This window comes from Mucilaginibacter sp. 22184, from assembly GCF_052045695.1.
Taxonomy (GTDB): Bacteria; Bacteroidota; Bacteroidia; order Sphingobacteriales; family Sphingobacteriaceae; genus Mucilaginibacter.
In genome coordinates this window covers 437,387-464,066 of the sequence record NZ_JBQEPI010000003.1, presented here as the reverse complement: position 1 = coordinate 464,066, position 26,680 = coordinate 437,387, and the positions used below count along the sequence as shown (strand labels likewise).

The 26,680-nt window shown below is 42.1% G+C and carries 28 protein-coding genes; 21 read left to right on the top strand and 7 right to left on the bottom strand.

Translation table 11 applies throughout. The features are described 5' to 3' along the window. The first annotated feature begins 1 nt into the window (after window position 1). Both ACTJKG_RS09505 and ACTJKG_RS09500 read left to right on the top strand, forming a co-directional pair. A complete protein-coding gene (locus tag ACTJKG_RS09505; protein ID WP_172335195.1) occupies window positions 2-1,126 on the top strand; it encodes a TlpA disulfide reductase family protein in 1,125 nt (374 codons plus the stop codon). 97 nt (window positions 1,127-1,223) lie between these two features. After that, on the top strand, window positions 1,224-1,913 hold the full coding sequence (locus tag ACTJKG_RS09500) for a response regulator transcription factor (RefSeq protein WP_172335194.1): 690 nt from the start codon (window positions 1,224-1,226) through the stop codon (window positions 1,911-1,913). A 76-nt stretch (window positions 1,914-1,989) separates the two neighbouring features. Here the strand turns inward: ACTJKG_RS09500 and ACTJKG_RS09495 are convergent, their stop codons facing one another. Further along, a complete protein-coding gene (locus tag ACTJKG_RS09495; RefSeq protein ID WP_172335193.1) occupies window positions 1,990-2,217 on the bottom strand; it encodes a hypothetical protein in 228 nt (75 codons plus the stop codon). Window positions 2,218-2,388: 171 nt separating this feature from the next. Beyond that, window positions 2,389-2,850: a hypothetical protein gene (locus ACTJKG_RS09490; protein WP_172335192.1), complete on the bottom strand. Its 462-nt coding sequence runs from the start codon at window positions 2,848-2,850 to the stop codon at window positions 2,389-2,391. A gap of 141 nt (window positions 2,851-2,991) precedes the next feature. Between ACTJKG_RS09490 and ACTJKG_RS09485 the strand changes: the two genes are divergently transcribed. The 6 genes from ACTJKG_RS09485 to ACTJKG_RS09460 all read left to right on the top strand — a co-directional run bounded on the left by ACTJKG_RS09485 (window position 2,992) and on the right by ACTJKG_RS09460 (window position 8,628). Beyond that, window positions 2,992-3,711, top strand: a complete 720-nt coding sequence (locus ACTJKG_RS09485; protein WP_440739044.1) for an RluA family pseudouridine synthase — start codon at window positions 2,992-2,994, stop codon at window positions 3,709-3,711. Window positions 3,712-3,768: 57 nt separating this feature from the next. Next, window positions 3,769-4,686: a hypothetical protein gene (locus ACTJKG_RS09480; RefSeq protein ID WP_440739043.1), complete on the top strand. Its 918-nt coding sequence runs from the start codon at window positions 3,769-3,771 to the stop codon at window positions 4,684-4,686. 50 nt (window positions 4,687-4,736) lie between these two features. Then, window positions 4,737-5,225: a hypothetical protein gene (locus ACTJKG_RS09475; protein ID WP_440739042.1), complete on the top strand. Its 489-nt coding sequence runs from the start codon at window positions 4,737-4,739 to the stop codon at window positions 5,223-5,225. A 373-nt stretch (window positions 5,226-5,598) separates the two neighbouring features. After that, a complete protein-coding gene (locus ACTJKG_RS09470) occupies window positions 5,599-6,609 on the top strand; it encodes a glutamine synthetase beta-grasp domain-containing protein (RefSeq protein ID WP_172335189.1) in 1,011 nt (336 codons plus the stop codon). Window positions 6,610-6,980: 371 nt separating this feature from the next. Further along, window positions 6,981-7,988 (top strand): NAD(P)-dependent alcohol dehydrogenase, encoded by a 1,008-nt coding sequence (locus ACTJKG_RS09465; protein ID WP_440739041.1) that lies wholly within the window; start codon window positions 6,981-6,983, stop codon window positions 7,986-7,988. 1 nt (window position 7,989) lies between these two features. Then, on the top strand, window positions 7,990-8,628 hold the full coding sequence (locus tag ACTJKG_RS09460; protein ID WP_172335187.1) for a class I SAM-dependent methyltransferase: 639 nt from the start codon (window positions 7,990-7,992) through the stop codon (window positions 8,626-8,628). Between the two features lie 15 nt (window positions 8,629-8,643). On the opposite strand, the gene ACTJKG_RS09455 is transcribed toward ACTJKG_RS09460, so the two are convergent. Beyond that, the gene (locus ACTJKG_RS09455) at window positions 8,644-9,042 is read right to left on the bottom strand and encodes a gamma-glutamylcyclotransferase family protein (RefSeq protein WP_440739040.1); all 399 of its coding nucleotides are present in this window, start codon (window positions 9,040-9,042) and stop codon (window positions 8,644-8,646) included. Window positions 9,043-9,161: 119 nt separating this feature from the next. Here ACTJKG_RS09455 and ACTJKG_RS09450 point away from each other — a divergent pair, with 119 nt between their 5' ends. The 5 genes from ACTJKG_RS09450 (at window position 9,162) to ACTJKG_RS09430 (ending at window position 15,488) form a co-directional block, all read left to right on the top strand. Further along, a complete protein-coding gene (locus ACTJKG_RS09450; protein ID WP_172335185.1) occupies window positions 9,162-10,520 on the top strand; it encodes a glutamine synthetase family protein in 1,359 nt (452 codons plus the stop codon). 78 nt (window positions 10,521-10,598) lie between these two features. Further along, the gene (locus tag ACTJKG_RS09445) at window positions 10,599-11,636 is read left to right on the top strand and encodes a hypothetical protein (RefSeq protein WP_440739039.1); all 1,038 of its coding nucleotides are present in this window, start codon (window positions 10,599-10,601) and stop codon (window positions 11,634-11,636) included. Between the two features lie 84 nt (window positions 11,637-11,720). Beyond that, entirely contained in the window at window positions 11,721-12,590 is an 870-nt protein-coding gene (locus ACTJKG_RS09440) for a TIGR01459 family HAD-type hydrolase (RefSeq protein WP_172335184.1), read from the top strand. A 621-nt stretch (window positions 12,591-13,211) separates the two neighbouring features. Then, complete coding sequence (locus ACTJKG_RS09435) at window positions 13,212-14,267, top strand: UDP-glucose--hexose-1-phosphate uridylyltransferase (RefSeq protein WP_172335183.1); 1,056 nt, start codon at window positions 13,212-13,214, stop codon at window positions 14,265-14,267. Between the two features lie 60 nt (window positions 14,268-14,327). Then, window positions 14,328-15,488 carry an aldose epimerase family protein gene (locus tag ACTJKG_RS09430; protein ID WP_172335182.1) on the top strand — a complete coding sequence of 387 codons (1,161 nt, stop codon included), beginning with the start codon at window positions 14,328-14,330 and terminating at the stop codon, window positions 15,486-15,488. A 145-nt stretch (window positions 15,489-15,633) separates the two neighbouring features. Here the strand turns inward: ACTJKG_RS09430 and ACTJKG_RS09425 are convergent, their stop codons facing one another. Further along, the gene (locus ACTJKG_RS09425; protein ID WP_440739038.1) at window positions 15,634-16,248 is read right to left on the bottom strand and encodes a nucleotidyltransferase family protein; all 615 of its coding nucleotides are present in this window, start codon (window positions 16,246-16,248) and stop codon (window positions 15,634-15,636) included. Between the two features lie 155 nt (window positions 16,249-16,403). Here ACTJKG_RS09425 and moaA point away from each other — a divergent pair, with 155 nt between their 5' ends. The 5 genes from moaA to ACTJKG_RS09400 all read left to right on the top strand — a co-directional run bounded on the left by moaA (window position 16,404) and on the right by ACTJKG_RS09400 (window position 21,484). Next, window positions 16,404-17,405, top strand: coding sequence for a GTP 3',8-cyclase MoaA (gene moaA, locus ACTJKG_RS09420; RefSeq protein WP_440739037.1), 1,002 nt, complete (start codon window positions 16,404-16,406; stop codon window positions 17,403-17,405). 100 nt (window positions 17,406-17,505) lie between these two features. Beyond that, complete coding sequence (locus ACTJKG_RS09415; RefSeq protein ID WP_440739036.1) at window positions 17,506-18,702, top strand: molybdopterin molybdotransferase MoeA; 1,197 nt, start codon at window positions 17,506-17,508, stop codon at window positions 18,700-18,702. 106 nt (window positions 18,703-18,808) lie between these two features. Beyond that, on the top strand, window positions 18,809-19,279 hold the full coding sequence (gene moaC / locus ACTJKG_RS09410) for a cyclic pyranopterin monophosphate synthase MoaC (protein WP_440739035.1): 471 nt from the start codon (window positions 18,809-18,811) through the stop codon (window positions 19,277-19,279). Next, the gene (locus ACTJKG_RS09405) at window positions 19,260-20,429 is read left to right on the top strand and encodes an NTP transferase domain-containing protein (protein WP_440739034.1); all 1,170 of its coding nucleotides are present in this window, start codon (window positions 19,260-19,262) and stop codon (window positions 20,427-20,429) included. Before moaC ends, ACTJKG_RS09405 begins: the two co-directional genes overlap by 20 nt. Continuing rightward, window positions 20,429-21,484 carry a ThiF family adenylyltransferase gene (locus ACTJKG_RS09400; protein ID WP_440739033.1) on the top strand — a complete coding sequence of 352 codons (1,056 nt, stop codon included), beginning with the start codon at window positions 20,429-20,431 and terminating at the stop codon, window positions 21,482-21,484. The genes ACTJKG_RS09405 and ACTJKG_RS09400 overlap by 1 nt, the downstream gene beginning before the upstream one ends. A gap of 34 nt (window positions 21,485-21,518) precedes the next feature. On the opposite strand, the gene ACTJKG_RS09395 is transcribed toward ACTJKG_RS09400, so the two are convergent. The 3 genes from ACTJKG_RS09395 to ACTJKG_RS09385 form a co-directional block, all read right to left on the bottom strand. Next, window positions 21,519-21,941: a molybdenum cofactor biosynthesis protein MoaE gene (locus ACTJKG_RS09395; RefSeq protein ID WP_440739032.1), complete on the bottom strand. Its 423-nt coding sequence runs from the start codon at window positions 21,939-21,941 to the stop codon at window positions 21,519-21,521. Further along, entirely contained in the window at window positions 21,934-22,365 is a 432-nt protein-coding gene (locus ACTJKG_RS09390; RefSeq protein WP_440739031.1) for a GNAT family N-acetyltransferase, read from the bottom strand. The genes ACTJKG_RS09395 and ACTJKG_RS09390 overlap by 8 nt, the downstream gene beginning before the upstream one ends. 118 nt (window positions 22,366-22,483) lie before the next feature. After that, a complete protein-coding gene (locus ACTJKG_RS09385) occupies window positions 22,484-22,726 on the bottom strand; it encodes a MoaD/ThiS family protein (RefSeq protein WP_076373395.1) in 243 nt (80 codons plus the stop codon). A gap of 209 nt (window positions 22,727-22,935) precedes the next feature. Here ACTJKG_RS09385 and fdhD point away from each other — a divergent pair, with 209 nt between their 5' ends. From fdhD to ACTJKG_RS09370, 3 genes are read left to right on the top strand one after another with little or no spacing between them, the layout of a single operon-like run. Next, window positions 22,936-23,805, top strand: a complete 870-nt coding sequence (gene fdhD / locus ACTJKG_RS09380; RefSeq protein ID WP_440739030.1) for a formate dehydrogenase accessory sulfurtransferase FdhD — start codon at window positions 22,936-22,938, stop codon at window positions 23,803-23,805. Then, entirely contained in the window at window positions 23,789-24,145 is a 357-nt protein-coding gene (locus ACTJKG_RS09375; protein ID WP_440739029.1) for a DUF7009 family protein, read from the top strand. Before fdhD ends, ACTJKG_RS09375 begins: the two co-directional genes overlap by 17 nt. After that, a complete protein-coding gene (locus ACTJKG_RS09370) occupies window positions 24,142-26,466 on the top strand; it encodes an FdhF/YdeP family oxidoreductase (protein WP_440739028.1) in 2,325 nt (774 codons plus the stop codon). The genes ACTJKG_RS09375 and ACTJKG_RS09370 overlap by 4 nt, the downstream gene beginning before the upstream one ends. Window positions 26,467-26,680 lie beyond the last annotated feature (214 nt).

The window sequence follows — 26,680 nt, the reverse complement described above, 5'->3', positions numbered from 1 at the left end:
AATGAAGAACCGCATCATTGCATCAGGTGTATTTTTACTGGCCATTTTCTTATTTTCATGTAAGGATAAATCTTCCTTTACTATTTCGGGAGTTATCAAGAATCCCGCGGCTTTGAAAATGGTATACCTGTTAGAAGCCGATAGCTCGCAGGTAAAAGTCATCGACTCAACCACTTTAAGTGAAAATGGTAAATTTCAGTTCAAGCACCAAACGCTTTATTCCAATTTATATAAACTGCGGGTAAGCGATGCCATATATGACCTGATAGCCAAAAATGGCGATGATATTGATTTTAGTACAGATCTGAAAGATAATACTCACTCTTATATAATTACCGGCTCTGATGATTCTGATAAGATCAAGGAGTTTAACAAGATCAGTAATTTTTACGGCGAAAAAAACAATAAGGTAGTTGCCGAATATCAGGAAAAGTCGCAGGCATTGGGTAAACAATCTGATTCGTTGCTGAAGGTATACATGCCCATATTTCAAAAAAATATGGCCGACTATGGTACCGCGGTGCTCAAATTTGTGAACGACAATAAAAAGTCACTGGCTGGTTTTTACGCTGCTACTTCTCTGGATGTATATAAATATGAACCGCAGTTGGTGGCTTATGCCGATGAGATTAAAGGCAGCTTTCAGGATAATCCGGGGGTACAGCAATTCATCAAACAAATGGAAAAAGCCAAGCCTGTTTCAGTTGGTCATAAAGCACCCGACTTTACAATTGGCGGCATTGATGGTAAACCCATAAAGCTATCTGATTATAAAGGTAAATACGTGATGATTGATTTTTGGGCATCATGGTGTATGCCCTGCCGCCAGGAAAACCCTAATGTGGTAAAGCAGTACAATGCCTTTAAATCAAAAGGATTTAACATTCTGGGTGTATCTTTAGATAAAGAAACACCGGCCTGGAAAAAGGCTATCGATGATGATAAACTGACCTGGGCACACGGCTCGGATCTGAAAGGATTTGAAGGGCCAACAGAAGCGCTGTATCATATTGAGGCTATTCCATCAAATTTTATCATTGATCCACAGGGAAATATAGTTGCAAAGAACATCACAGGCGCCGATCTTGAAGCTTTTTTAAACAAAACATTTAGTAAGCCTCAATAAATCGTTAATATAAGGTAACCTTTAACAATTTGTTAATATTGACTTAACTTTTAGCTTTTGTAAAGCGTATACTTTTATACAAAAAATTTAACGTGCCATGAGCAACTCTTCAAAACAGAAAATACTTATTGTTGATGATGAACCGGACATTTTAGAGCTGATAGAATATAATCTGAAAAAAGAAGGTTATCAGGTGTTTTTGGCCCGCAACGGACAGGAAGCTGTTGCAGAAGCAAAAAAATCTTTACCTGATCTTATTGTGTTGGATATCATGATGCCGAAAATGGATGGCATCGAGGCTTGCCGTATTATGCGTACTATGCCCGAGTTTAAAAATACTTTTATGGTGTTTTTAACTGCCCGTAGCGAGGAATATTCTGAAATTGCTGGTTTTAACGTGGGTGCTGATGATTATATAGCCAAACCAATAAAGCCCCGAGCCTTGGTAAGCCGTATAAACGCCATCCTGCGCCGCAATGCCCCTGCCGAAGATACCCCGGATAACAAACTGGAAATTGGCGACCTGGTTATTGACCGTGAGGCATACCTGGTTTACAAGAATGGTGTTAAGGTGGTATTGGCTAAAAAAGAGTTTGAATTACTTTACCTGTTAGCCTCAAAACCTGGTAAAGTGTATACCCGTGAGGTGATCCTGAAAAATATCTGGGAAGATTCTGTGGTGGTTACTAACCGTACCATAGATGTACACATCCGCAAACTGCGTGAAAAATTAGGCGATGACTGCGTTGCCACAGTAAAAGGTGTAGGCTATAAGTTTGAAGCTTAATACATCGTTTTAATAAAATAAAAAAAGCGACAAGATTATCTTCTTGTCGCTTTTTTTGTAAGGCCACTTTCGCTTTTTAGCCGGTGAATTTGCCGGTAATATCTTTCAATTTGTCGCCTGCTTTGGCTTCTAAATCGTCAACCACGCCTTTTATTTTGTCGCCTGTAAAATCTGAGGCTTTTTCCTTTAGTTCATCAAATTCCTCTTCAACTTTATCCTTGGCGTTTTCCCACAATTCTCCGGCAGATTCTTTGATCTTATCAAAAAAGCCTTTTTCTTCTTCTGGTTCGTTCGGTGTGCTCATGATGTTTTTTTGAATATGAATGATTGATTTTTAGGTATTTTCAAATTAAAGTTAAAATTTATTTTACAATCTATTTAATTATTTATGTTATATATTTTGCTATAAAACATAACAAAAAAAGGCGATGGGATTATTTTCCACCGCCTTAGTTAAAAGCTTTTGCTATGAGCCTTATTTAGCGCTATCAGCTTTTTTCTTAACAGTAGTAGCTGCTTTGGCTGTTTTTGCTGCCACTGCTTTTTTAGCATCAGTAACTTTTGCCTTGGCGGTATCACTTGCTTCCTTTGCTTTTGCCGACACTTTGGCTTTAACATTCGCTACCGTCTTTTTTACGGCAGCTTTCTCATCTTTTACTTTTGCATCGGCTTTAGCTTTTACCTCAGTTGCTGCTGTTTTTACTTTAGTAGCTGCGCTATCTGCTTTTTTGACTACAGCTTTCTTAGCTACAGTTGTTTTTTTAGCAATGGCTGCCTTTTTGTCCGTGGCTTTTTCTTTCAGGGCATCTATTTGGTCTTCGGCTTTATCTTTTAATTCTTCGGCTTTGTCTTTGGTGCTGTCCCAAAATTCTTCAATTGTTTCTTTAACCTTTTCAAAAAATCCTTTTTCGTTGGGTTTTGTTGCGTTATCACTCATGTTGTCTTTTTAAATAGATGATTAAGTAACCACTATAGTTAATGTTTGTTTTACAGTGGATTAACAAATGCTGTTTTATGCTAAACACCCTGAGCCCAGTTTAAATTATAAACCGTATTTTTGTCGGCTATATTTTAAAGTATGAAGTTTCCAAAATTTGCCGACCTGATATTATTTGAGAATGATGATGTGATTGTGGTGAACAAGCCACCTTTTTTGAGTTCGCTTGACGAGCGGGAGGGAGGTGAGATCAATTTATTGCGCTTGGCAAAAGCTTACTCAGATGATGCGCAGATATGTCACCGTTTGGATAAGGAAACTTCAGGAGCGCTTATTATCGCCAAAAATCCCGAAGCTTATCGCTTTGTATCCATGCAGTTTGAAAAGCGCCAGGTAAAAAAAGTTTATCATGCGATTATTGATGGTACCCACATATTTGATAATCTGCTGGTTGATCTGCCTATTTTGAATGTAGGGAAAGGCAACGTGACTATAAGCAGGCAAGATGGCAAAAGGGCTGAAACCTGGTTTCAGTCGTTAAAATACTTTAAGCATTATACTTTGGTAGAATGTCGGCCGGTTACCGGGCGTATGCACCAGATCCGTATACACCTGGCTACACAAAGAGCATCCATTGCCGGTGATGAAATGTACAAAGGCGAGCCGGTTTTTCTGTCGAAAATAAAACGCAAATACCACCTGGGTAAAGATCAGGAAGAACAACCTATCATGAAACGCTTTGCTCTGCATGCCTATGAGGTTACCTTTAAGATAAATCCTGAAACAGAGGTTACCATACATGCTCCGTATCCTAAGGACTTTGAAACACTTTTAAAGCAGCTTGAAAAGTTTGACAGTTAATAAAGGAGCGTTAATTGTTATGAAGTGCGGTTGACTTTATATGAAAATAGCGTTTGCATGATACGAGTACTGCGGTTGGTCTTATTGTTGCTGTTGGGGAGTTATTACTGTCAAAGTTTTGCGCAGGTACACACAGAAAAAGATAGCCTTGTTGATTTTATTCATATAAAAGATGTTATAACCCGTGATCGGAAGATCATGGAGTACATCAAGTACGGGCTTGGGGCATCCCAAACCGAAATTGCGAAAAAGCGGAACATTGTAATTGATTCTCTTTCAAAGTATGATTTTGAGAATAAAAAAGCTTTTCTTTTATTTACTGATGCCATATTCAACGCCAGAGTTTCGAGGTATGACAGGGCCAAAAAATACCTAATTGGAGCTGTTGAAGCTGCTCAGAATACCCCGGATCATTTTTTACTAAGTGCTTTTTATACAAATTTAGCCTTTACACAAACAGATGAGGGTAATCCTATTGAGGCCAGCTACTATTATGAACTGGTTAAACAAGAAGTTCAAAAACTGAACGATCCATCTTTAGAAGTTGCCCTTTATATAAACATTTCTGATTTGTATTGCGCGAACGAGCTTTATATTCAGTCGATATCTTCTTTAGATAAAGCACAGCATATCATTAATGAAAACAAGCTTGATTATCCCATATTTTATACCATCATCAATTTTAACAAGGCCGAAAACTATTTTCGGTTGGAGAATTACGATTCTTTAAAAGTTTATCACAATCGGTTATACAGTCCGGAAAATCAGCATCGTAAGTTATACTCTTTTCAGAAGCGAACAGGTTATTATCTGTTACTACTGGAGCATCGCTATACTGCAACGATATCAGTTATCAATGTTTTATTAAAAGATACAAAATACGTTAAAACCGATTTTGATTTAATGCAATTGACTACAGCTTATATTAAAAACGGACAGCAGACCGGGCAAAAAACATTATCGATCAATTGGTAAAAGAGCAAGAAAAACAAAATCATCCGGGAGTAAAATATCGTCTGTACGAAATGTTAGGTCAAATTGCTCAAATAAGGAATAATCCCACACTGGCCGCCCATAATTTTGAACTGGCGCTGGAGCAATCCAAACAAAATTTAGACGAGGTTACCCAGGTGGGCAATGTATCGGCGCAGGTTAGAGTTAAAGATGTACAGGGTTTGTATTATAAAAACCTGCTTGCTTTTAAACGCGAACAGTTATGGTTGTGGTTTATTATAGCATTGGCAGTTTTAACGGTTATTGTTATAGGTATATTTTATAGAGCGAGCAGGCAGAAACGGCACTATGAAAAGTTATTATACTCTGCCCAAAAGCAAGAGCTTGCTTTTATAAATTCTCACGAAGTACGAAAGCACGTGGCTAATATAATGGGGTTACTTGATTTGATGAAAGATATTACAGACGCGGAGTTTTTGAAATCAAAAAAATATTTATTGTACTCTACCGAACAGCTTGATATTGCGCTCAGAAATGTATCCCCAAAGCTCAGTGATTAAGCCCCCGTTCATTATCGTTATTTCTACTTTATTTTATTAATAACTAATTTTATAATTAGTTACATTGTAATGCCTTTTACCCAGATTGATGCCGTGATTTCATGGTATAAATACGCTATTTTTTGATTTTTTGCATTTTTGATAAAAAACAAGTTGTTTTTGGTTGTGAAAATGCGAAAATGGTAAAATTGACTTTTATTGCGTGTTTTTTTACGTATTTGGCCTGTTAAAATGTGGTTTGTTGAAAAAATTTATAAAAAAATCACAATTTTATAATGATTTTTATAAAAATAATTTAAATTCGCCTTCATAATTAGTCGAATAACAGATAAAACTATTATTAGAACCATAAATTTTACAAACTAACTTAAAAATGGCAACTAAACTTGAGTACATTTGGCTTGATGGGTACAAACCAACACAAAGCCTGCGCAGCAAAACCAAAATTGTTAAAAGCTTCAGCGGTAAAGTTGAAGATTTAGATAACTGGAGCTTTGATGGTTCATCAACTGAACAAGCACCAGGTGGCTCATCTGATTGTATCCTGAAACCAGTTTTTACCGTTCCAGATCCACAAAGAAAAGATGCTTACCTGGTAATGTGCGAAGTGTTGGATTCAACCGGTAAACCTCACGAGTCAAATGGTCGTGCGCTTATTCAGGATGACGATAACGATTTTTGGTTTGGTTTTGAGCAAGAATATTTTTTATGGGATCCTAAAACCGACAAACCACTTGGTTTCCCACAAGGTGGTTACCCAGGCCCGCAAGGCCCATACTATTGTTCAGTAGGTGCTAACAATGCTTTCGGTCGCGAAATTGTTGAAGAGCACTTAGACGTATGTTTAGAAGCTGGTTTAAATGTTGAAGGTATCAACGCCGAAGTAGCTGCAGGTCAGTGGGAATTCCAGATCTTTGCTAAAGGTGCTAAAGAAGCAGGTGACCAGATTTGGGTTGCCCGTTATTTATTAGAAAGAATTGGCGAAAGCTATGGTGTTGCTATCAACTGGCATTGCAAACCATTAGGTCAGTTAGACTGGAATGGTTCTGGTATGCACGCTAACTTCTCAAACACATTATTACGTACAGCAAATAGTAAAGAGAAATTCGAAGCCGTTTGCGAAGCTTTCCGTCCGGCAGTAAAAGAATGTATCGCTGTTTATGGTGCTGATAACGATCAACGTTTAACCGGTAAACATGAAACTGCTTCAATCCATGACTTTAGCTATGGCGTATCTGATCGTGGTGCTTCTATCCGTATTCCACTTTATGCAGTTGATCACAACTGGAGTGGTTACCTGGAAGATCGTCGCCCTAACTCAGCTGCCGATCCATACAAAGTAGCTGCAGTGATCATCAAAACAGTAAAATCTGCTAAAGTTTAAGCCCCTCTTAAATACTTTTAATTATTCTGATCCCCTGGCTCAAAAAGCCTGGGGATTTTTTTTGCTTTCATGTATCCACGCTTTTTGATGGCTTATTATCCTGATAGTCTGATAATCTAAGTTTGTTTATAACTAATGTTCAATTATTCAGGTGTTTAAATATTATGATTACTTTTAAATAAACATGAAAGCCTGTATTTATCATTGTTGTGGTGATGAAGAAGTATCGTTTGATCATTTTATATCGTATAGGCATAAACTTTCAGATGTAATCTTTAATAAAATGAAAAGCGGAGGGGTGCATCAACCGGATAATGATCTTAATTTGGTAGTAAAAGACATCAAAAACCTATGAAATAATCAGTATAGTTATGAGAATCAAAGCATACGGAATTAAAGAAGAGGGTGGAAAGGCAGAGCCATTTTATTATGAAAGAAACGTTGGCAGCAATGAGGTAAGCGTGAAAATTATTTATTGCTCTATTGCAAGGGGAGATGTTCAAATCATCAGTAATGATTGGGGCGATACAAAATTTCCGCTGGTTCCAGGGCACGAAATTGTGGGTATTGTAGAAGAAACCGGGTCCGATGTAACTGCGTTAAAAGTTGGCGATCGCGTTGGAATAGGGTACCAACAAGAAGCTTGTTTTGAGTGTGAGTTCTGTAAATCAGGTAACGAACAATTCTGTGCTCTGCAAAAAGTAATTGGTGTGGATTGCTATGGCGGTTTGGCCGAACATATTGTTGTTGATAACAGATTCGCCTTCAAGCTTCCGCCGGCACTTCACTCTGTAAACTCGGTTCCTTTGCTGTCATCTGGTGTTACTGTATATTCAGGAATTGAAAAAGCGCAGTTGCCTGTAAATTCTGTTGTTGGTGTTCTGGGGGTTGGCGGCCTTGGTCAGCTGGCAATCCGGTTTTTAAAAAAAATGGGGCATCAGGTTTATGCATTTTCTCACTCTCCCCAAAAAAAAGAGATGATTAATCAGTTAGGAGCGGAGTTTATATTGAGCTCAAACTCCGATAGTTTATCAACGTTGAATAAGAAATTTGATTTTATTATTTCTACGTTGAATGCGCCATACGATATGGATGCTTTTTTGAAGCTCCTTAAACCACAGGGAAAGTTTTGCATAGTGGCTTCGCCTTTGATAAAGCAGCCAATTGCCCTTGGCTTACTATATGATTATGCTCAACGAACTATTTATGGAAATTATGTGGGTAGCTGTAAGAACATGACAGATATGCTTGATTTTGCGGCAATGCATCATATAGAGAGTGATGTGGAGGTTATGCCATTCTCTAAAATGAATGAGGCGATAGAAAAGGTAAGGACAGGGGAAGTTAAAATTCGGTTGATATTAGAAAACCAGGAATAATATGAATTCACAGGAAAAAGTATTACACTGTTACAATGCAGTAGCCGACGACTATGCGGCTGATCGCTGGGACGAGCTTTCTAATAAACATTTGGATACGATGTTATTGAAGGAGTTTGCCGCTGCTAATAAAGACAAGGGGCTATGTGCCGACTTTGGCTGTGGACCCGGACAAACAACAAGGTTTCTGTACGACAATGGCTTAACAGATATAGTCGGCATTGATCTGTCGCCGGCGATGGTTAACGCCGCCCGTAAGCTTTCTCCTGAAATTAAATTTGAAACCGGCGACTTATTGAATGTCGGTTATCCGGCGGAGTATCTTGGAAGCGTACTTGCATTTTATGCGATAGTGCATTTTAGTAATGACGAAATCAGAAAATGTTTCGGAGAAATAAACAGGGTGTTAAAAACGGGGGGAGAATTTCTACTTTCGTTTCATGTAGGAGATGAAGTACTTCATTATGATAAAGCTCATGATAAGGAAGTGGATATTGATTTATACTACTTTAAAACAGATGATATCGTAACGTTGCTTTATGAAACAGGTTTTAATGTATTTGAAGCCATAGAAAGACGCCCGCATGACGACGCGAAATTTAAAAGCAAGCGGGGCTATATCTGGGCTGTAAAAAAATGAAGAGTGAGGTAAGTTTCATTGAAGCTTATACCTGCCCGATCTTATCCACAACAAGTCATCAACCGGTAAATTGTAAATATAGACCCAGCATTCAATCGTTTCTGTATCGGTTTCTATAGTGCTTAATTTCCTGATAAATAAATTGGGTTGCTCCTGATCATCCCCAAAACCCTCGTAATCATCAATAAAAGCCAGTATCTTTTTGGGTTCATCCATTAAGTAAATAGAACCATGAACATATTGGTTGGTGTTGGTATCTATAATAGCACCTGGGTATTCCCCCGCGTCATAAAGCCTGCCTTCAAGTTTACCGCTTTTTAGTAAAGTGCAGTGTTGCTGCAGATATGCTCCGTAATGGTTGCCAGTGTCAAGCAAGGTACCATAAACAAATAAATGCGCACAATTAGGTTTCATACTACAAACAAAGGTAAGGGCAAATTCGTATCAAATTGTGTAAACACACTGGGCATTTTTTTATGTTTACATCATTAATGGTTATCTTGCTAAGGTAACCTGCCTTTACAATTTATATCATGAACGAGGAACAGATCAAAGCATATATAGAAGAAAACAATATACAGAAGATAAAATTTGCTTTTGCCGATATTGATGGCATTTTGCGGGGTAAAGTAATTCATACTAAAAAATTTATAGACGGCTTGCAAAGCGGTTATGGCTTTTGCGATGTGGTTTTTGGCTGGGATAGCAGTGATGTATGTTATGATAATGTACAGCTTACCGGTTGGCACACCGGCTATCCGGACAAGCTTTGCCGTATCGATCTGTCCACTTTACGCAATATTCCCTGGCAGGATAATATTCCCTTCTTTTTGGCGGATTATAGTAACCCCAAGGGGAATGATCTGCCCGCCTGCCCACGCAGTCTGCTGAAACATATTACCAAACAATGCGTAGATATGGGCTACCATGCCGAGTTTGCACAGGAGTTTGAATGGTTCAATTTCAGGGAAACGCCGCAATCCATCAACGATAAAAATTTTACCAATATCAATACCCTTACGCCGGGTATGTTTGGTTACTCTATACTGCGTACATCAGAGAACAGTGATTTTTATTATGATCTGTTTAACCTGCTTACCCAGTTCAATATACCTATTGAAGGTCTGCATACCGAAACAGGTCCGGGGGTATACGAGGCTGCCATTGCACATGATGAAGTTTTAAGTGCTGCTGATAAAGCAGTATTATTTAAAACCTCGGTAAAAGAAATTGCCTACAAACATGGCATCACGGCCTCCTTTATGGCCAAATGGAACGAAACTTTACCAGGTTGCAGTGGTCATATACATCAAAGTCTATGGACGAAAGATAAAAGCCAGAACCTATTTCATGATGCCGCCGATGAGTATAAGATGAGCGAATTGCATAAGCAATATCTGGCCGGACAATTGTATTGTCTGCCTCATATACTGCCCATGTATGCGCCAACCATCAATAGTTACAAACGCCTGGTTGAAGGTGCCTGGGCACCAACTACGGTTACCTGGGGAGTGGAGAACCGCACCACAGCACTCCGGGTGATCAATACTACGCCTGCCTATACTCGCCTGGAAACCCGCATACCTGGATCTGATACCAATCCCTACCTGGCTATGGCGGCTGCACTGGCCTCGGGTTTATACGGTATCAAAAACAAACTGAAACTGGATATCCCACAAACTATTGGTAACGGTTATCAGGATAAAAAGAATGGTGTGCTGGCAGCTAATTTACATGATGCATCGGTGATGATGCAAAACTCACCCATAGCCAAGGAGCTTTTTGGCGAAGGCTTTGTTGAACATTTTACGCAAACCCGCCTGTGGGAGCATCGCCAGTACATTAAACATGTAACCGATTGGGAATTGAAAAGATACTTTGAGATTATATAAGTCCGTTTTATACCCGTATAAAAGATGATACAATTTGTTTAATATTGCACCCGCAAATTCCAAATATAAACCATCAGAATGGACTTCTCTTTAATTGTACGCAAAGCCTGGGAAGGCTATGATTCTTCAAAAACCATTAAGCATATTGAGGATATCAGCGCCATGGTATCTACCAACCACGTTTATCGCATCACTTTTGATGATGATGATATCATTATTGCCAAGTTATCCTACTTTGGCAAGTTTGAGCATTTTAAAGAAGATCACCGTATTATTCAAACGCTGGCCAACAACCTGCTTTATCCGTTTGAAAATCTGTTAGCCCGTTCGTTATTAAAAAACAACCGGGTATATATTTATCATTACAAACATGGTAAAACAGATGCCTGGGTAGTATTTTATAATCCTACACGTATTTTGCAGCGCCTGCCGCGCCGCCTTGACGAAAGTCATATCAAAAAGCTGGGCCAGCAGGTAGGTAAGTTTCATAAAGCCTGTTCCCGGGTAAAGAATGTGCTTCCAAAATCGTCAAAAACACTGCGTACAGATATATCCGCATTACAGCATCAATTAGAAGCGGATGAAAAGCAATTCGGTACTGCTATGCAGGCTGATTTTCTGAAATATCATTGCGAAACCTTCCTCAAGAACCGCTCTAAATATAATATGAGCTCGTTCGAGATCATTCCGGTGTTTATTGATTGGAACATCGGCAACTTTTCGGTTACGCCGAACCTGGAGCTTTACTCCCGCTGGGATTATGACTGGTTCAGGATGAGTTACCGGGTGCTGGATTTTTATTTTTTCAGTCGCGTGGTATCTGATATTGGAGATCGTACAGTATTCAGCTATGTGATCAATACCATGATGGAAGACCGTTTTATCATCTTTTTGAAGGAATATCACAAAGTGAATCCTCTCACTGCTGATGAGATACGGTTTATGAAAGAAGCTTACCGCTTTTTTATCCTGAATTATGTAATTAAGGACGGCAAGCACTTTTTTAGCGAGCAATATGCCGAAAAATTACAGGCCGAAGCATTTAATGTTTATCTTCCATCCGTTGACAGGGACTTTGATGCCGAAAAAATCATTGAAGCATTAAAATTGAAGTAATAAATAGTATCAAGTATCAAGATTTTTTCGTGTAAGCTTTTAAAATTGTGATGCTGAATAAATCACTAATTCAATAATTTAACAATGAACAGAATAGATAACTTTAAATCCATTATTGACCGGTATAAAGTTGTTTTTTTTGATGCTTTTGGTGTACTGAAAAATTATAATGGTTTGCTGCCCGGGATAGAGCGAACATTTGCTTACCTGGAAAAGCAGCAAAAGGAATACTATATAGTTACGAACGACGCTTCACGCAGTCCGGCCCAACTGGCCGAATCATACCAGATCAAAGGGTTGCACACCATCACCCCCGATCATATCATATCCTCGGGGATGCTGACCAAGGATTATCTTGATCTGAAGGTAAACGATGGGATAGTGGCCTACCTGGGTACGCTTGATTCGGCGCATTACATCGATAGTTCTGGCTTGCATACGCTTCCTGTTAGCCAGATAGATGCCTCTAATATTGACAAAGTAAACGCCTTGGTGTTTTTGGACGATGAGGGTTTTAACTGGTTTGAGGATCTGAACAAAACCGTCAATATATTACGTAAACGCCCAATTCCTGTTATAGTGGCCAATACCGATAAGGCCTACCCGGTAACCAAGCATGATGTATCCATAGCTATAGGTGGTTTGGCCAGCATGGTGGAGAAGATTGTTGGTAAGGAGTTTATCCGTTTTGGTAAACCCGACTCACAGATGTTTATGTTTGCTTATGATCTGCTGCGCGAGCAGGGGCCTATCAGCAAAAAAGATATTGTGATGGTTGGCGATACCCTGCAAACCGATATCCTGGGAGGTAATAAATTTGGACTGGATACAGTGCTGGTACTCTCTGGTAATACCCAGGCTGCTGACGCTGATAACCGCATTAATGCCACAGGCATAGTGCCAACCTACATCTGCGACTCGGCAGTGGTAGAGTATGGTGAATTGGGCTTTTAAACTAATGTCTTACATAATTATTTATCCTGTCATCTCGACGAGATATGAGGAGAGATCTTATACGCGAAATATACACATCGTATAAGGTTTCTCCCTGCGGTCGAAATGACAAGATGGGGTTTTTGTATCTTCCCTGAACATGCAGAAATTTCTTAAAAAGTGGGTTTACATGGCTTACACTTTTTATGGTTAAAATAGCTTTATTTTGTTGATTGTCAATGTTTTAATTTTAAAATCGGTGAATTTGTGTTAACCCACTTTTTTGCTCATTTAGGCGTCTTCACTTTCTGCTATCCGAGGTCTCTCACTTCGAATAGCATGGGGAGTTGTAACCCCCCCCTCGGGGTTAAAGCTTTGTAGAAAAAGTCAATTCTAATTCAGTGCCTTTGGTACTGCCCTCGGGTTGCATGCCTACGGCATGCTAAATACTTGTGATTTTTTTGCTACAAAGCTTTTACTCCTACCTAGTATCATATCTAATACTAAAAATGTCTATTTGACAAATAAATTTTATTTTTAAATGTAAACTTAACATTTGTTTTTTTACTTTTGGTTCAACAAAGGCATTTAACCCTATGCCGGGTGCCCCAGCACTCAGAAAACCTGAATTAATTAAACGTGATGAACAACGAAAACTTTGATCTGAAAGAACATCCGCATAGCCGTTTGAATATTTTAACCGGCGATTGGATATTGGTATCGCCACACCGCACCAAACGCCCATGGCAGGGTAAAGTAGAGGCAACCCAGGCCGATCAGCGGCCGCCGTATGATCCTAACTGCTATTTATGCCCCGGTAACAAAAGGGCCGACGGCAGCGAAAATCCGGAATACAAAGCCAGCTATGTTTTTACCAATGATTACTCTTCATTACTGCTAAATACGCCAGAAGGTGGTTTGAATGATGATGAGTTACTGGTGGCCAACAGCCAGCGCGGAATATGTCGGGTGATCAGCTTTTCGCCCCGCCACGATCTTACGCTGCCCGAAATGGAAACTGCCGACATCAGGAAGGTAGTGGATGTTTGGCAAACCGAATATCAGGACCTGGCCACTTATCCGTGGATAAAACACATCCAGATATTTGAAAATAAAGGTGATATTATGGGTTGCAGCAACCCGCACCCGCACGGGCAGATTTGGGCGCAAAACAGTATCCCGGTAGAAGTGGCTAAGGAAACTCAACAGCAAAAAACTTATTTCGAGCAAAAAGGCAGGAGTTTGCTTGGCGATTATCTGCAGCTTGAACTGAAAAAGCAGGAACGTATTATTTTTGAAAATGATCATTTTGTGGTTCTGGTGCCTTTTTGGGCGGTTTGGCCTTATGAAGCCATGATCGTGAGCAAAAGACATATCACCAGTTTGCTTTACTTTACCGACGATGAGAAAAGCGCGCTTGCCGATGCTATTAAACGGCTCACGGTTAGGTATGATAATATGTTCGAAACCTCATTCCCGTATTCGGCAGGTATGCACCAATCGCCGGTAAATATGGGCGATCATCCGTACTGGCACTGGCATATGCACTTTTATCCGCCGCTGTTACGCTCGGCTACGGTTAAAAAATTCATGGTAGGGTATGAGATGCTGGCCAACCCTCAGCGCGATATTACCGCCGAATTTGCTGCCGATAGATTACGGAATTTGAGCGAAGTGCATTATAAAGCGAATGGATAAGCAAAAAATATTAATTTAGGCCAACCAAACAAACTGATATAAACCAACTACTTGTAAACTATGAGAAATTTATCAAAGAACCTCTTACTAATCATGTTACCGGCATGTGTATCTTTAGCGGCCTGTAATCAATCATCTGACAAGAAAAAAACTACCATGACGGATAGCACCCAAACACCAGCTTCTGCCTTCGAAAAAACAATCGATGGAAAACAAACGCATTTGTACACGCTTAAAAATAAAAACGGTATCACCGCTACTTTTACCAATTATGGTGGTCGCATAGTGAGTCTGCTGGTTCCGGATAAAACCGGCAAGCTTACCGATGTAGTATTGGGTTTTGAGAGTGTGGAGGGATTTGAAAAATCAACCGAGCCGTATTATGGTGCTACTATCGGTCGTTATGGTAACCGTATTGCCAAAGGCAAATTTAAAATTGATGGTAAAGAATATCAGTCATCTATCAATAATCCGCCAAATACCTTGCATGGTGGTAAAAACGGCTATCAGAGTGTAGTTTGGGAAGGTAAACAGATCGATTCATCAACCGTAGAATTTACCTATCTGTCAAAAGATATGGAAGAAGGATTTCCTGGTAACCTGAACGTAAAAGTTACTTATAGTTTAACAAATGACAACGAGTTTAAAGCAGTTTATGAAGCTACAACTGATAAAAATACGGTTGTTAACCTAACCAACCACGCCTTTTTTAACCTGAATGGCGAAGGCAGTGGTACCATACTTGATCATTTAGTGCAGATTGATGCCGATAATTATGTGCCGGTTGATTCGACTCTGATCCCTTTGGGAAAAATTGAAAGCGTAAAAGGTACACCGTTTGATTTTACCAAGCCCGAAACTATTGGCAAACGCATTAATGATAACAATGTGCAGTTAAAAGATGGCAAAGGGTACGACCATAATTTTGTGCTAAACAAACACGATATCAAAACGCCCATAGCAACTGTAGTTGGCGACAAAAGCGGTATAAAAATGGAAGTATTTACCGAAGAGCCAGGTTTGCAATTTTACAGCGGTAACTTTATGCAGGCCAAAAACGTGATGAAACGCGGTATCAAAGATGAGTTCCGTACTTCATTCGCTATGGAAACACAACATTATCCTGATTCGCCAAACCAGCCTCAGTTCCCTTCAACGGAGCTTAAACCAGGCCAAACCTATAAAACACAATCGTTATATAAATTTTCTGTAGTGAAATAAGCAGAAAAGTATATCATTTTCTCCGCGCGTCATTGCGAGCGCAGCGTGGCAATCCCAAACTCTACCGAGCGACTCTGCTGATCGGAGATTGCCACGCTGCGCTCGCAATGACGTTGTTGGTTAAAGTTAATTGGATAAGAAATTATCAATGCCCATGCAGCCGTTCATAATCCTCAATAGTATCAATATCAATGGCCCCGAGTGGAAAAGCTATTTGTGTTACATCATTCGGAAAAGATTTGATCAGTTTTTTTGCACCTTCCTTGCCTTGCAGCATTAATAACTGGGGAAAGTAGGATGCATCGAACAATACCGGCACACCAAGTGATTCGCGGTAGGCGCAGGCAATGATCCCAAAATCTGTTTCAGCCCTTTTTTCGGTGAGTTGATATAACAACAGGGGATCAACAAAGGGTTGATCGCACAGCATTAATATGGCGCCGGTTATTGAAGGTTGTATATTCAATAATTCGGTAATGCCCAGACGGATGGATGATGCCATACCCTCCTGCCAGAGGGTATTGTAGGCAATGTGTACTAACTCATCAGATATCCCCGGACGTATTACTCCTTCATTGGCCCCTAATACCACCACCACATTTTCATGGCATACCGAAGTAAGCGCGGTTTGGATGGCTCTTTGCAGCAGTGTTTGCCCCCGGTAAACCAGGTTTTGCTTGGGAGTTCCCAAACGACTTGATGAGCCCGCCGCTAATATGATAAGCCCGGTTTGCGCAATATCCTGTTGGTTGTTCACCATGGGTTAACTTTAAGGTAAATATAAATCAAAGTTATTAATAATGTTGTTGTACCTCATACTAACACTTATGCGATCAAAAAATACAATTAAAAAACATAACAGCGGTTTGTAATATTTACTTTTACAGGAGGTGACCTCTGGGGTTACTTTTACATATGAATAATTCATTGCTCATAGATAATCACGGCCGGAAGATTAATTACCTGCGTCTTGCGGTAACAGATAAATGCAATTTACGTTGTTTTTACTGTATGCCCGAGGATGGTTTGCACTGGCTTTCGCGTACGGAGTTGATGAGCTATGAGGAAATGTTGCGTGGCTGTAGTCTGCTGGTGAAAATGGGTATCGAAAAGATCCGGATCACCGGCGGCGAACCCTTTGTACGCAAGGATATTATGCGATTGCTCACGGCCATATCGCGGCTGGAGGGGTTGAAAGAACTGAGCCTGACCACCAACGGTGTATTAACCGCGCCGCATGTTGCCGAACTGAAAGAGATAGGTGTACGATCGGTAAACCTCAGCCTGGATACCCTGGATGCTAATCGCTTTTTTACCATTACCCGCCGGGATGAATTTGCTCACGTAATGGCCACCCTGGAAGCTTTGCTGAAACATGGCATCGAAGTAAAAATAAATGCTGTAGTGATGGATGGTAAAAATACGCAGGATATCATCCCCCTGGTACAAATGACCAAAGATTTGCCGGTAAGCGTACGTTTTATAGAAGAAATGCCCTTTAACGGCGATGGTCATGTTTACAAGGGTTTGCAATGGGACTATATTCGCATATTGGAGGAGATCAAAAGCCGATATCCGCGAATACAAAAACTACCTGATCCATCGTATTCAACCGCTTATAATTATCAGATACCAGGTCATCAGGGTTCGGTAGGTATTATAGCGGCATACTCACGTACGTTTTGCGGCACCTGCAACCGCATCAGGATAACGCCGCAAGGCGAACTGAAAACTTGTTTGTACGATGATGGTGGATTGAATATGAAAGATATGATGCGTGCTGGTACGGGTGATGATGAATTGCAGGCTGTGTTACAAAATGCCATTAATCACCGGGCTAAAGATGGCTGGGAGGCCGAGCGCAAGAGGATTATACATCCTGGTATTCATGAATCTATGGCAACTATTGGAGGATGATTTATAGTTAGTATCAAGTAGCTAGTATCAAGTATCAAGATTTTGAAATGGCGCGGTCATGATACTTGATACTAACTACTTAATACCAAAAAACTTATATATGACCACTGTTGAAGAAGCTGAAAAGCTGATACTGGCGCAATTAAGAGATTATGGTGCTGAAAGTTTGCCGTTTGAGCAGACGGTGGGGCGCATATTGGCCGAACCTATTCATGCCGATCGTGACCTGCCGCCTTTTAACCGGGTAACGATGGATGGCATAGCCGTTAATTATCAGTCTATTATAAGTGGTATTCTTACGTTTAATATCAAAGCTACCCAGGCAGCCGGGGATGAGCCGGCCGCTATTGCTTATCCTGACGAGTGTATCGAGATCATGACGGGTGCAGTATTGCCCGCTTCTGTAGATACAGTGATCCGCTACGAAGATGTGGAGATAACTGATGGCCGGGCTTTGGTAAAAATACAGGATATCAAAAAAGGACAGAACCTGCACTTACAAGGTGCCGATAAAAGGAATGGAGATGTGTTGGCGTCGATTGGGCGAAGAATTACGCCTGCTATTATCGGTTTGGCTGCATCTGTAGGTAAAACACACCTGCTGGTGAAAAAATCACCACAGGTGGTGATCATATCATCGGGCGATGAATTAGTGGATGTTGACCAAACCCCGGCACCATATCAGATCCGGAAATCGAACGGTTATACCATAAAAGGGGCATTGCAGAAACAGGGTCTGGAACCAGACATAATTCATATACCGGACGAACCTGAAATTACCCGGCAGCAGATACAGCATTGTCTGCAAAATTATGATGTATTGCTATTGAGCGGTGGCATATCTATGGGTAAGTTTGATTACATACCACAGGCACTTGAAGACTTGGATGTGAAGAAGATATTTCATAAAGTGGCCCAGCGCCCCGGCAAGCCTTTTTGGTTTGGTGCACATGGAAATGGGAGCCTTGTATTCGCTTTTCCTGGTAATCCTGTAGCTACCTTTATGTGCCTGCACAAATATTTTTTAAACTGGCTAAGCGCTACTTTAAATCTGGCAGAACAATCAGCTGTTTACGCGGTTTTAGCAAAGGATTTTCAGTTTCAGCCTGCTTTACAATATTTTTTACAGGTAAAACTACAAAGTAACCCGCAGGGACAACTGATAGCTTTGCCAATTGAAGGAAATGGTTCAGGTGATTTTGCTAACTTAGCAGATACCGACGCCTTTTTAGAATTACCCCTGGAAAGAACTGATTTTAAAGCAGGGGAGGTGTATAGGGTATTAAGATTTGTCTGAACCATGATCTATAGGATTAAGGGATTATCTTGATTCTAATCTGATAGGAAAAATCCTTAAATCTTAAAATCAGGTAAATCAAGGTTCAGGAAAAAGAGATTATAAAATGTTAAGCCATTTAGATAAACAAGGCAACCCAAACATGGTTGATGTAAGCGAGAAGCAGGTTACCCACCGCACCGCCACGGCGCGCAGTGTGGTTGTTTTGCCTGCTGAGGTATTGCAACATTTAACCAATGGCGATGTGGTGAGCAAAAAAGGCCCGGTATTTCAAACGGCTATAATAGCCGGTATTATGGCAGCCAAAAAAACTGGCGACCTGATACCGCTTTGCCATCCCCTGGGTATGGATAACTGTAATATTACCATTCAGGTTAATGAACAGCAGGAGATTGTGATTGATTGTACCGCCAGCATTACAGCTAAAACCGGTATCGAGATGGAGGCCCTGGTTGGCGCATCTATAGCGGCACTCACTATTTATGATATGTGTAAGGCCCTGAGCCATGATATTATAATTAAAGAAACCAAACTGATAGCAAAAACAGGAGGTAAACGTGACTTTAAACGAGCATAAAAAACACGCTAAACTGGCTAAACCTGCCTCTGGTAACTACGGTCGTAATGAATGGTCTATTGTAGGTGGGCCATGTACAGTGATCAAATTGCTGGCCCATGATGTGATCGGGGCGCTATCCGGGGTATATAAATGCGCTTATGCCGATACGTCGCATAATGATGACATCACCCTGGTACCCGGCAGGCTCACTAACGGCGCCGTGTTGGATTATACCGATCAGATCAATTATCAGCAGTTCAATTTTCAGAATCCGGTTTGGCCCTATCAGGTCAAACAACAATTTGCTAATGCTGATCTGGTATTGGTAAACGGCAACCATCAATTGGCCAAAGCACAGGTGGTCATCATCGATATCAACAAAAGGGCGTCATTACAAAAAAGAGTGGAGCAGTTAACCAATGTACAGTTGTTTTTACTGGCCGATAACAGCGACGAGATCTTTGATTTTATCCAGGAAGCCATTCCGTATTGGCAGGATATACCTGTTTACCGGCTATCGAATAGAGAACGGATCATCGGTTTCTTTGAAACCAATCTGAAACTGTCGCGCCCGGTTTTAAACGGATTGGTATTGGCAGGCGGTAAAAGCGAGCGGATGGGTTTTGACAAGGGCAATATGAACTGGCATGGCAAACCGCAACGGTTTCACATGGCCGATATGCTCAAGTCTTTCTGTAACGAGGTTTTTATTTCCCGCAGACCCGGACAACATAACAATGAGGCAGAAGCTGAATACCCCGTTTTAGAAGATACCTTTACTGGTCTTGGTCCATTTGGGGCTATTCTATCAGCATTTCGCGAAAGACCTGATAATGCCTGGCTCGTGATAGCCTGCGACCTGCCGTTGATGGATGAGGCCACGCTGCGTAACCTTGCCGCCTGGCGAAACAGTTCGGCAGTAGCGACAGCTTACCATAGTCCGGTAACCAATTTTCCGGAGCCATTGGTTGCCATATGGGAGCCTAAAAGTTACCCTGTGCTATTGTCCTTTCTGGCGCAGGGATATTCGTGCCCGCGCAAGGTTTTGATCAATAGCGAGATCAATTTGCTCAACGCGCCGGATCCCGAAGCTTTAACCAATGTGAATACACCTGATGAATTGGAAAAAGTAAAAAGGGTTCTTCACCAAAAAACAGCTACAAACTAATGACACCCGATATTTTAAAATATAGTTGCCAAATGGTCCTGCCTGGTTTCAGCGAGCAGGCGCAAATTCTATTGCAGCAAGCCAGGGTATTGATAGTAGGCGCAGGGGGACTTGGCTGCCCCGCTGCGCAGTATTTAACTTCAAGTGGTATAGGTACTTTAGGCATTGCAGATTATGATGTGGTATCTATTAGTAACCTGCACAGGCAAATACTATACTCACCTGCCGATGTGGGCCAAAATAAGGTAGCCGTTGCTATAAAGCGTCTACAGCAGCAAAATCCCGATGCCAAACTGGTTCCCCATGCCGAAAAGATCAACTCTGATAACGTGTTGAACATTATACAGCATTATGATATTGTAATTGATGGTACTGATAACTTTGAAACCCGCTATTTGCTGAATGATGCCTGCGTAATGACCGGTAAACCCCTGGTTTATGGTGCAATTTACCAGTTTGAGGGACAGGTAGCTGTTTGGAACGTGGTTTATGACGAAAATACACGGTCGCCCAATTACCGCGACCTTTTTCCGAAAGTTGACCCTACCCAGATACCCAATTGTACTGAGGGTGGCGTAATACCTACGCTGGCTGGTATTATTGGTTGTATGCAGGCCAATGAGGTGATCAAATATATTACTAAAACAGGCGATCTGCTGGTGGGGAAAATATTGATATTTGACGCCCAAAGTATGCAGAGCCGCATTATTAAAATAGGCACCACTTCAAAAACACCGGTAAGGAGCCTGGCCGCAACAATAACTATTCCCGTAATATCGGCACTGGAATTGAAAGAACATATGGAGGATGATTCAATCGACCTGGTAGATGTACGTACCGAGCAGGAACGCGATGCTTTTGATATTGGTGGTATCCATATTCCACTTGATGAACTGGAAGGTTACCTGGCCTATTTTACTGATCCCAAAGCCAAAGTCCTTTACTGTGCAACGGGCAACCGCAGCGAAGAAGCCGTAAAAATGATCCTGAAACGGATTCCCGATGCTAATATTTTTTCGTTGGAGGGTGGTTTGAGAGCGTATTTGGGGAAATGATTTGGGAAATCGAACATCCGAATTCCGAAATCTCTCAGGGATGCGCTGCCACCCAAACCTCACCATCCTCAAAAGCTTCTTTTTTCCAGATGGGCACGGTTTGTTTCAGCGTATCGATGATGTAGCGGCAGGCTTCAAAAGCGGCATCACGATGGGCTGCAGAAACGGCGATGATCACAGGGACTTCGCCAACCTGTAAAGTGCCCGTGCGATGATGGATCAGTGCTTTTTGTACCGGCCATTTTTCAAAGGCTTGCCTGGATATCTTCTCCATTTCGCTGATAGCCATGGGTTCATAAGCCTCAAAATCAAGTTTCAGCACCGGCTTGCCTTTGGTGGCATTACGCACCGTGCCAATAAACACATCAATCCCGCCAGATTCGGGTGACATGATCCAATCGATACAAGACTGAATGTTCAGCGTTTTGGCCGAAAGCAGGATCTGGGTATTATTCATGATGCAGCATTTTTACAAAATATTTTGGAGATTCTTCATAACCCTGGCGCTCATAAAAGCGGTGAGCGGCAGTCCTTCGTGAGTGGCAGTGAACTTCTATCCGGTCGCACTTTCTTTCGGTGGCTAATTGCGTAAAATGCTCTTCGAGCGCATTACCGATGCCCTTGCTCCGGGCGTTTTCATCAACGGCAAAACAGCTTATACGGGCATAATCCCCCCTGGTGGTGAGCTGCGGAATAAAATCAAAAGCGATGAAACCGGCAACAGCACCATCCAGTTCATAAACCAATACAGTTGATAAGGGCTGACTGAGCATCACCTCCAGGTTTCCAAGTAAATAACTTTCAGCTCCCGGGTAGCCCAGTTGTTCCAACAGTTTACATATCGCCGGATGATCGGCCAGAATAGCTTTTCTAATAACCATGCTTGTTTGATTAGATTAAGGATTTTTTGTGGAGTAAGGATAAAAGGAACAAAGATTAAGGATTTTTTGTCCTCAAGTCCAACAATCCCCCAATCCAATGGTCCCAAAGTCCCCTAAATCAACCCCCGCTTACCGGCGGTATAATGGCAATTTCATCACGCTCATGTATGGTATCGCCGGGTAGGGCATATTCATTGTTGACGGCTACCATGTATGATGCCAGTTGTTTCAAGCGCGGATATTGCTGCTCCAGCAAGTATTTTAAATTATAAATAGTAGCATCGTTTGTCAATTCAAGGCTAACCTGCGAATTTCCAAATATCTCCTTTGCCACTCCAAATGCCAGCACATTAATCTTCATATCTCAAAATTAGGGCAAAATAGTTTAGAAAGGAAATGTGGAGTGAGGATTTGGAGACTTTTGGACTTTGGGATTTTTGGAGCAAAGACTTTGGTCCTCTTATCTTTGATCAAAAGAAATCCTTGCTCCCCAGTGCCACAAATCCCAAAGTCCCCAATCCTTGCTCCCAAAAAGAAACAAAGCCGCCACGTAAATTGTATATTTGATGTATGGCTGCCAATTCTACACATCATATGCGCGTTATCAAGGTAAACGCTGCCGAAATAGCTTCGGCTACAGATGCGCTTGCTATTGAGGAACCGCTGGAGATCAGGCTGGAATATGGTCCCGAAGGACAACGGCAGGTGCAGAATATCTCTGTTACCATGCGTACACCCGGCCATGATGCCGAGCTGGCTACCGGCTTTTTATTTACCGAAGGCATCATCAAAAATCCGGAAGATATCGCTTCAACCCAGCATTGTTTTATTGCCTGTGCCGAGAATAAGGAAAACGTGATACAGGTAAGCCTGGCGCCTGGCGTTGTGCCCCATCTGCAAAATACCGAGCGCAATTTTTATACAACTTCCAGCTGCGGAGTTTGTGGCAAAGGCTCTATCGATGCTATTCGCACAGTAAGCGGTTTTGCCGGTGAGCAAGAAGATACAGATACCATACAGGCCCCCATTTTATACCAATTACCTGTGATACTCCGCAAGCACCAGCGGGTATTTGAAGATACCGGTGGACTGCATGCCTCGGCTTTGTTCAGCACACAGGGCGAGTTATTGCTTCTGCGCGAAGATGTAGGGCGGCATAACGCGTTGGATAAGCTGATAGGCGCTGCTTTAAGCTATAACTGGCTGCCGCTGAAACAGACGGTGCTGTTGCTAAGCGGCCGGGCAAGTTTTGAACTGGTGCAAAAAGCGGCTATGGCCGGTATTAATATCATTGCGGCAGTGGGCGCACCCTCAAGTTTGGCTGTAGAGTTGGCCAATGAATTTAACATCACCCTCATCGGTTTTTTGCGCGATGAGCGTTTTAATGTATATACCGCGGCACACCGCGTACAGATACCCCGTTATGAAGATACGTATTAAAGGCAATTCATTAAGATACAGGCTCACCCGTACCGACACTTCGCTTTTGGCAAAGGACGGTCATCTGCGTGAAGTGGTTGATTTTGGCACACAGCAGCTGTTTTATGCTTTGCGGGTAGTGGATGATGAACAATTATCCGCCGCATTTAAAGATAATGTAATTACTGTATACGTACCTAAACAACTGATACAGGAATTTGCCGATACAGATAAGGTTGGTTTTGAAGGCACGCACGGTAACCTGCACCTGTTGGTAGAGAAAGACTTTACCTGTTTGGATAACGTGGCCGAAGATCAGAGCGATAATTACCCCAACCCCTTATCAGCGAAAAAGTTATGAGCAAGGCATTGAAAGAGCAGGAACAGCCCGCGGCAGAAAATCCGGAGGAGCTGCTGGATCTGAAATTAACAGAACAGAAACAGTGGGCGGCGGGTATTCCCGCAGTAAAAGTCGCTATGGTTGATATTATACAGGAAGCCGGTTTTGTAAGGGGTATGGAAGGCTTGTTTAAAATGAACAAGAAAGGTGGTTTCGATTGTTCTGGCTGTGCCTGGCCCGATCCGGACGACGATCGTTCGCCGGTTGCGGAGTATTGCGAGAACGGCGCCAAAGCCCTGGCCGAAGAAGCTACGACAAAAAAACTAACCGCCGATTTCTTTGCTCAAAATTCCGTGTTCGATCTGGCCAAATTGAATGATTATGAAATAGGGAAGAAGGGGCGTATTGCCCAGCCTGTTTATCTGCCCAAGGGGGCTACACATTACCAACCTATTAGCTGGGAGGATGCCTTTAAAAAAATAGGCGACAAGCTCAATAGTCTGGCTTCGCCCAATGAGGCGGCATTTTATACATCGGGTCGCACCAGTAATGAGGCATCTTTTACCTACCAACTGTTTATACGCGAGTACGGCACCAATAACCTGCCCGACTGCTCCAATATGTGCCACGAATCAAGTGGTGTGGCCCTTACCGAAACCATAGGTATAGGCAAAGGAACCGTTACCCTGAATGATTTTTATGATACTGATGTGATCATGATCATGGGGCAAAATCCGGGTACCAACCACCCAAGGATGCTCAGCGCATTACAAAAGGGTAAAGGGCGAGGTGCAAAGATCATAGCTGTAAACCCGCTGCACGAAGCCGGACTCATGGGTTTTAAAAACCCGCAAACGGTTAAGGGTATCCTGGGGATCGATTCGCACCTGGCCGACCTTTACCTGCAGGTAAAAATAAACGGCGATATGGCATTGCTTAAAGCTATCGAAAAGCTGTTATACAAGGCCGAACTGGAAAACCCAGGCAGGGTATTTGATCATGAGTTTATCCAGAATAGTACCGAAGGGTATGGGGCTTTTTTAACCAATTTAAACCGGTACAACCTGGATGAACTGGCCCAGGAAGCCGGTGTGCCTTTAGCCCAGATTGAGCAGGCTGCCGAAATGCTCAAAGATAAAAAACGCATTATTGTGTGCTGGGCCATGGGCATTACCCAGCATAAAAATGGGGTAGATACCATTAAGGAGATCGTTAATCTTTGCGCCCTAAAAGGTGCCATTGGCAAACCCGGTGCCGGCTTATGCCCGGTGCGTGGGCACAGCAATGTACAGGGCAACCGTACCATGCTCATATTTGATAAACCATCGCCTAAACAATTGGATAAACTGAAAGAGGTGTTTGGCTTTGAACCGCCCCGTGAGCATGGTTATGATGTGGTAGAGTCGATACAGGCGATGCATGAGGGCAAGCTGAAAGTATTTTTTGCCATGGGCGGGAACTTCCTTTCGGCTACGCCGGATACGCTTTATACGGCTGAAGCCATGCGCAAGCTCGAAATGTCGGTACATGTATCTACCAAGCTCAACCGCAGTCACCTGGTGCACGGGGATGAGGCTTTGATATTACCAACGCTCTCCCGTAGTGATAAGGATGTGGTTAATGGCGCGGCTCAGTTTATCAGCTGCGAAAATTCGATGGGGGTAGTGCAAATGTCAAAAGGGATGCTAAAGCCTATCTCCGACGATCTGATGAACGAGAACCAGATTGTTTGTAACCTGGCCAAAGCCACTTTAGGTAATCGCTCGGTGATCAATTGGGATAAGTATGCCATGAGCTATGATGCGGTGCGCGATGATATTGCCCGGGTGATCCCTGGTTTTGAAGATTATAATCAGCGGGTGCGAATCCCCGGCGGTTTTTACCTGCCCAATGCTCCACGCACGGGTAAATTTGAAAATAAATTCAACGGTACTAAAATAGGCTTTGCCATAACCGAACTACCCAAACATGATATAGCCGCCGATGAATACCGCATGGGTACTATCCGCAGCCACGACCAGTTTAACACCACTTTATACGGCCTTGATGATCGTTATCGCGGCATTCATAACGAGCGCCGGGTAATATTCATGAACGAACAAGACATGTTTAAGGCAGGCTTCAAATCGGGCCAAAAGGTTGACCTGTTTAATTATTATGGAGGTGTTGAGCGTGTAGCCCGCCTGTTTGTGGTAGTGCCGTACAATATCCCCGAAGGAAACACATCAACCTATTATCCCGAAGCCAATGTGCTGATACCGATAGACAGCGTTGCAGAAAAGAGCAATACGCCTACATCGAAACTGGTGTTTATTAAGATTAAAAAGCACGAGGAAAAATAAGATAGTCACAATTTGTCATTTCGAACGAGGTACGAGGAGAAATCTTACACGATCGGATATTGCGTGCAGATATTGGCGCAAGTCTTGTGTGTTAGATTGTGTGTAAAGCTGACTTGTGACCATACAGAGCACAAGTCCACAACCCGCCGGCAATCGTACAAGACGCGCTAAAAATGAAATTTTTTGAAATATTCTCTACGATTAGGCAAAGCGT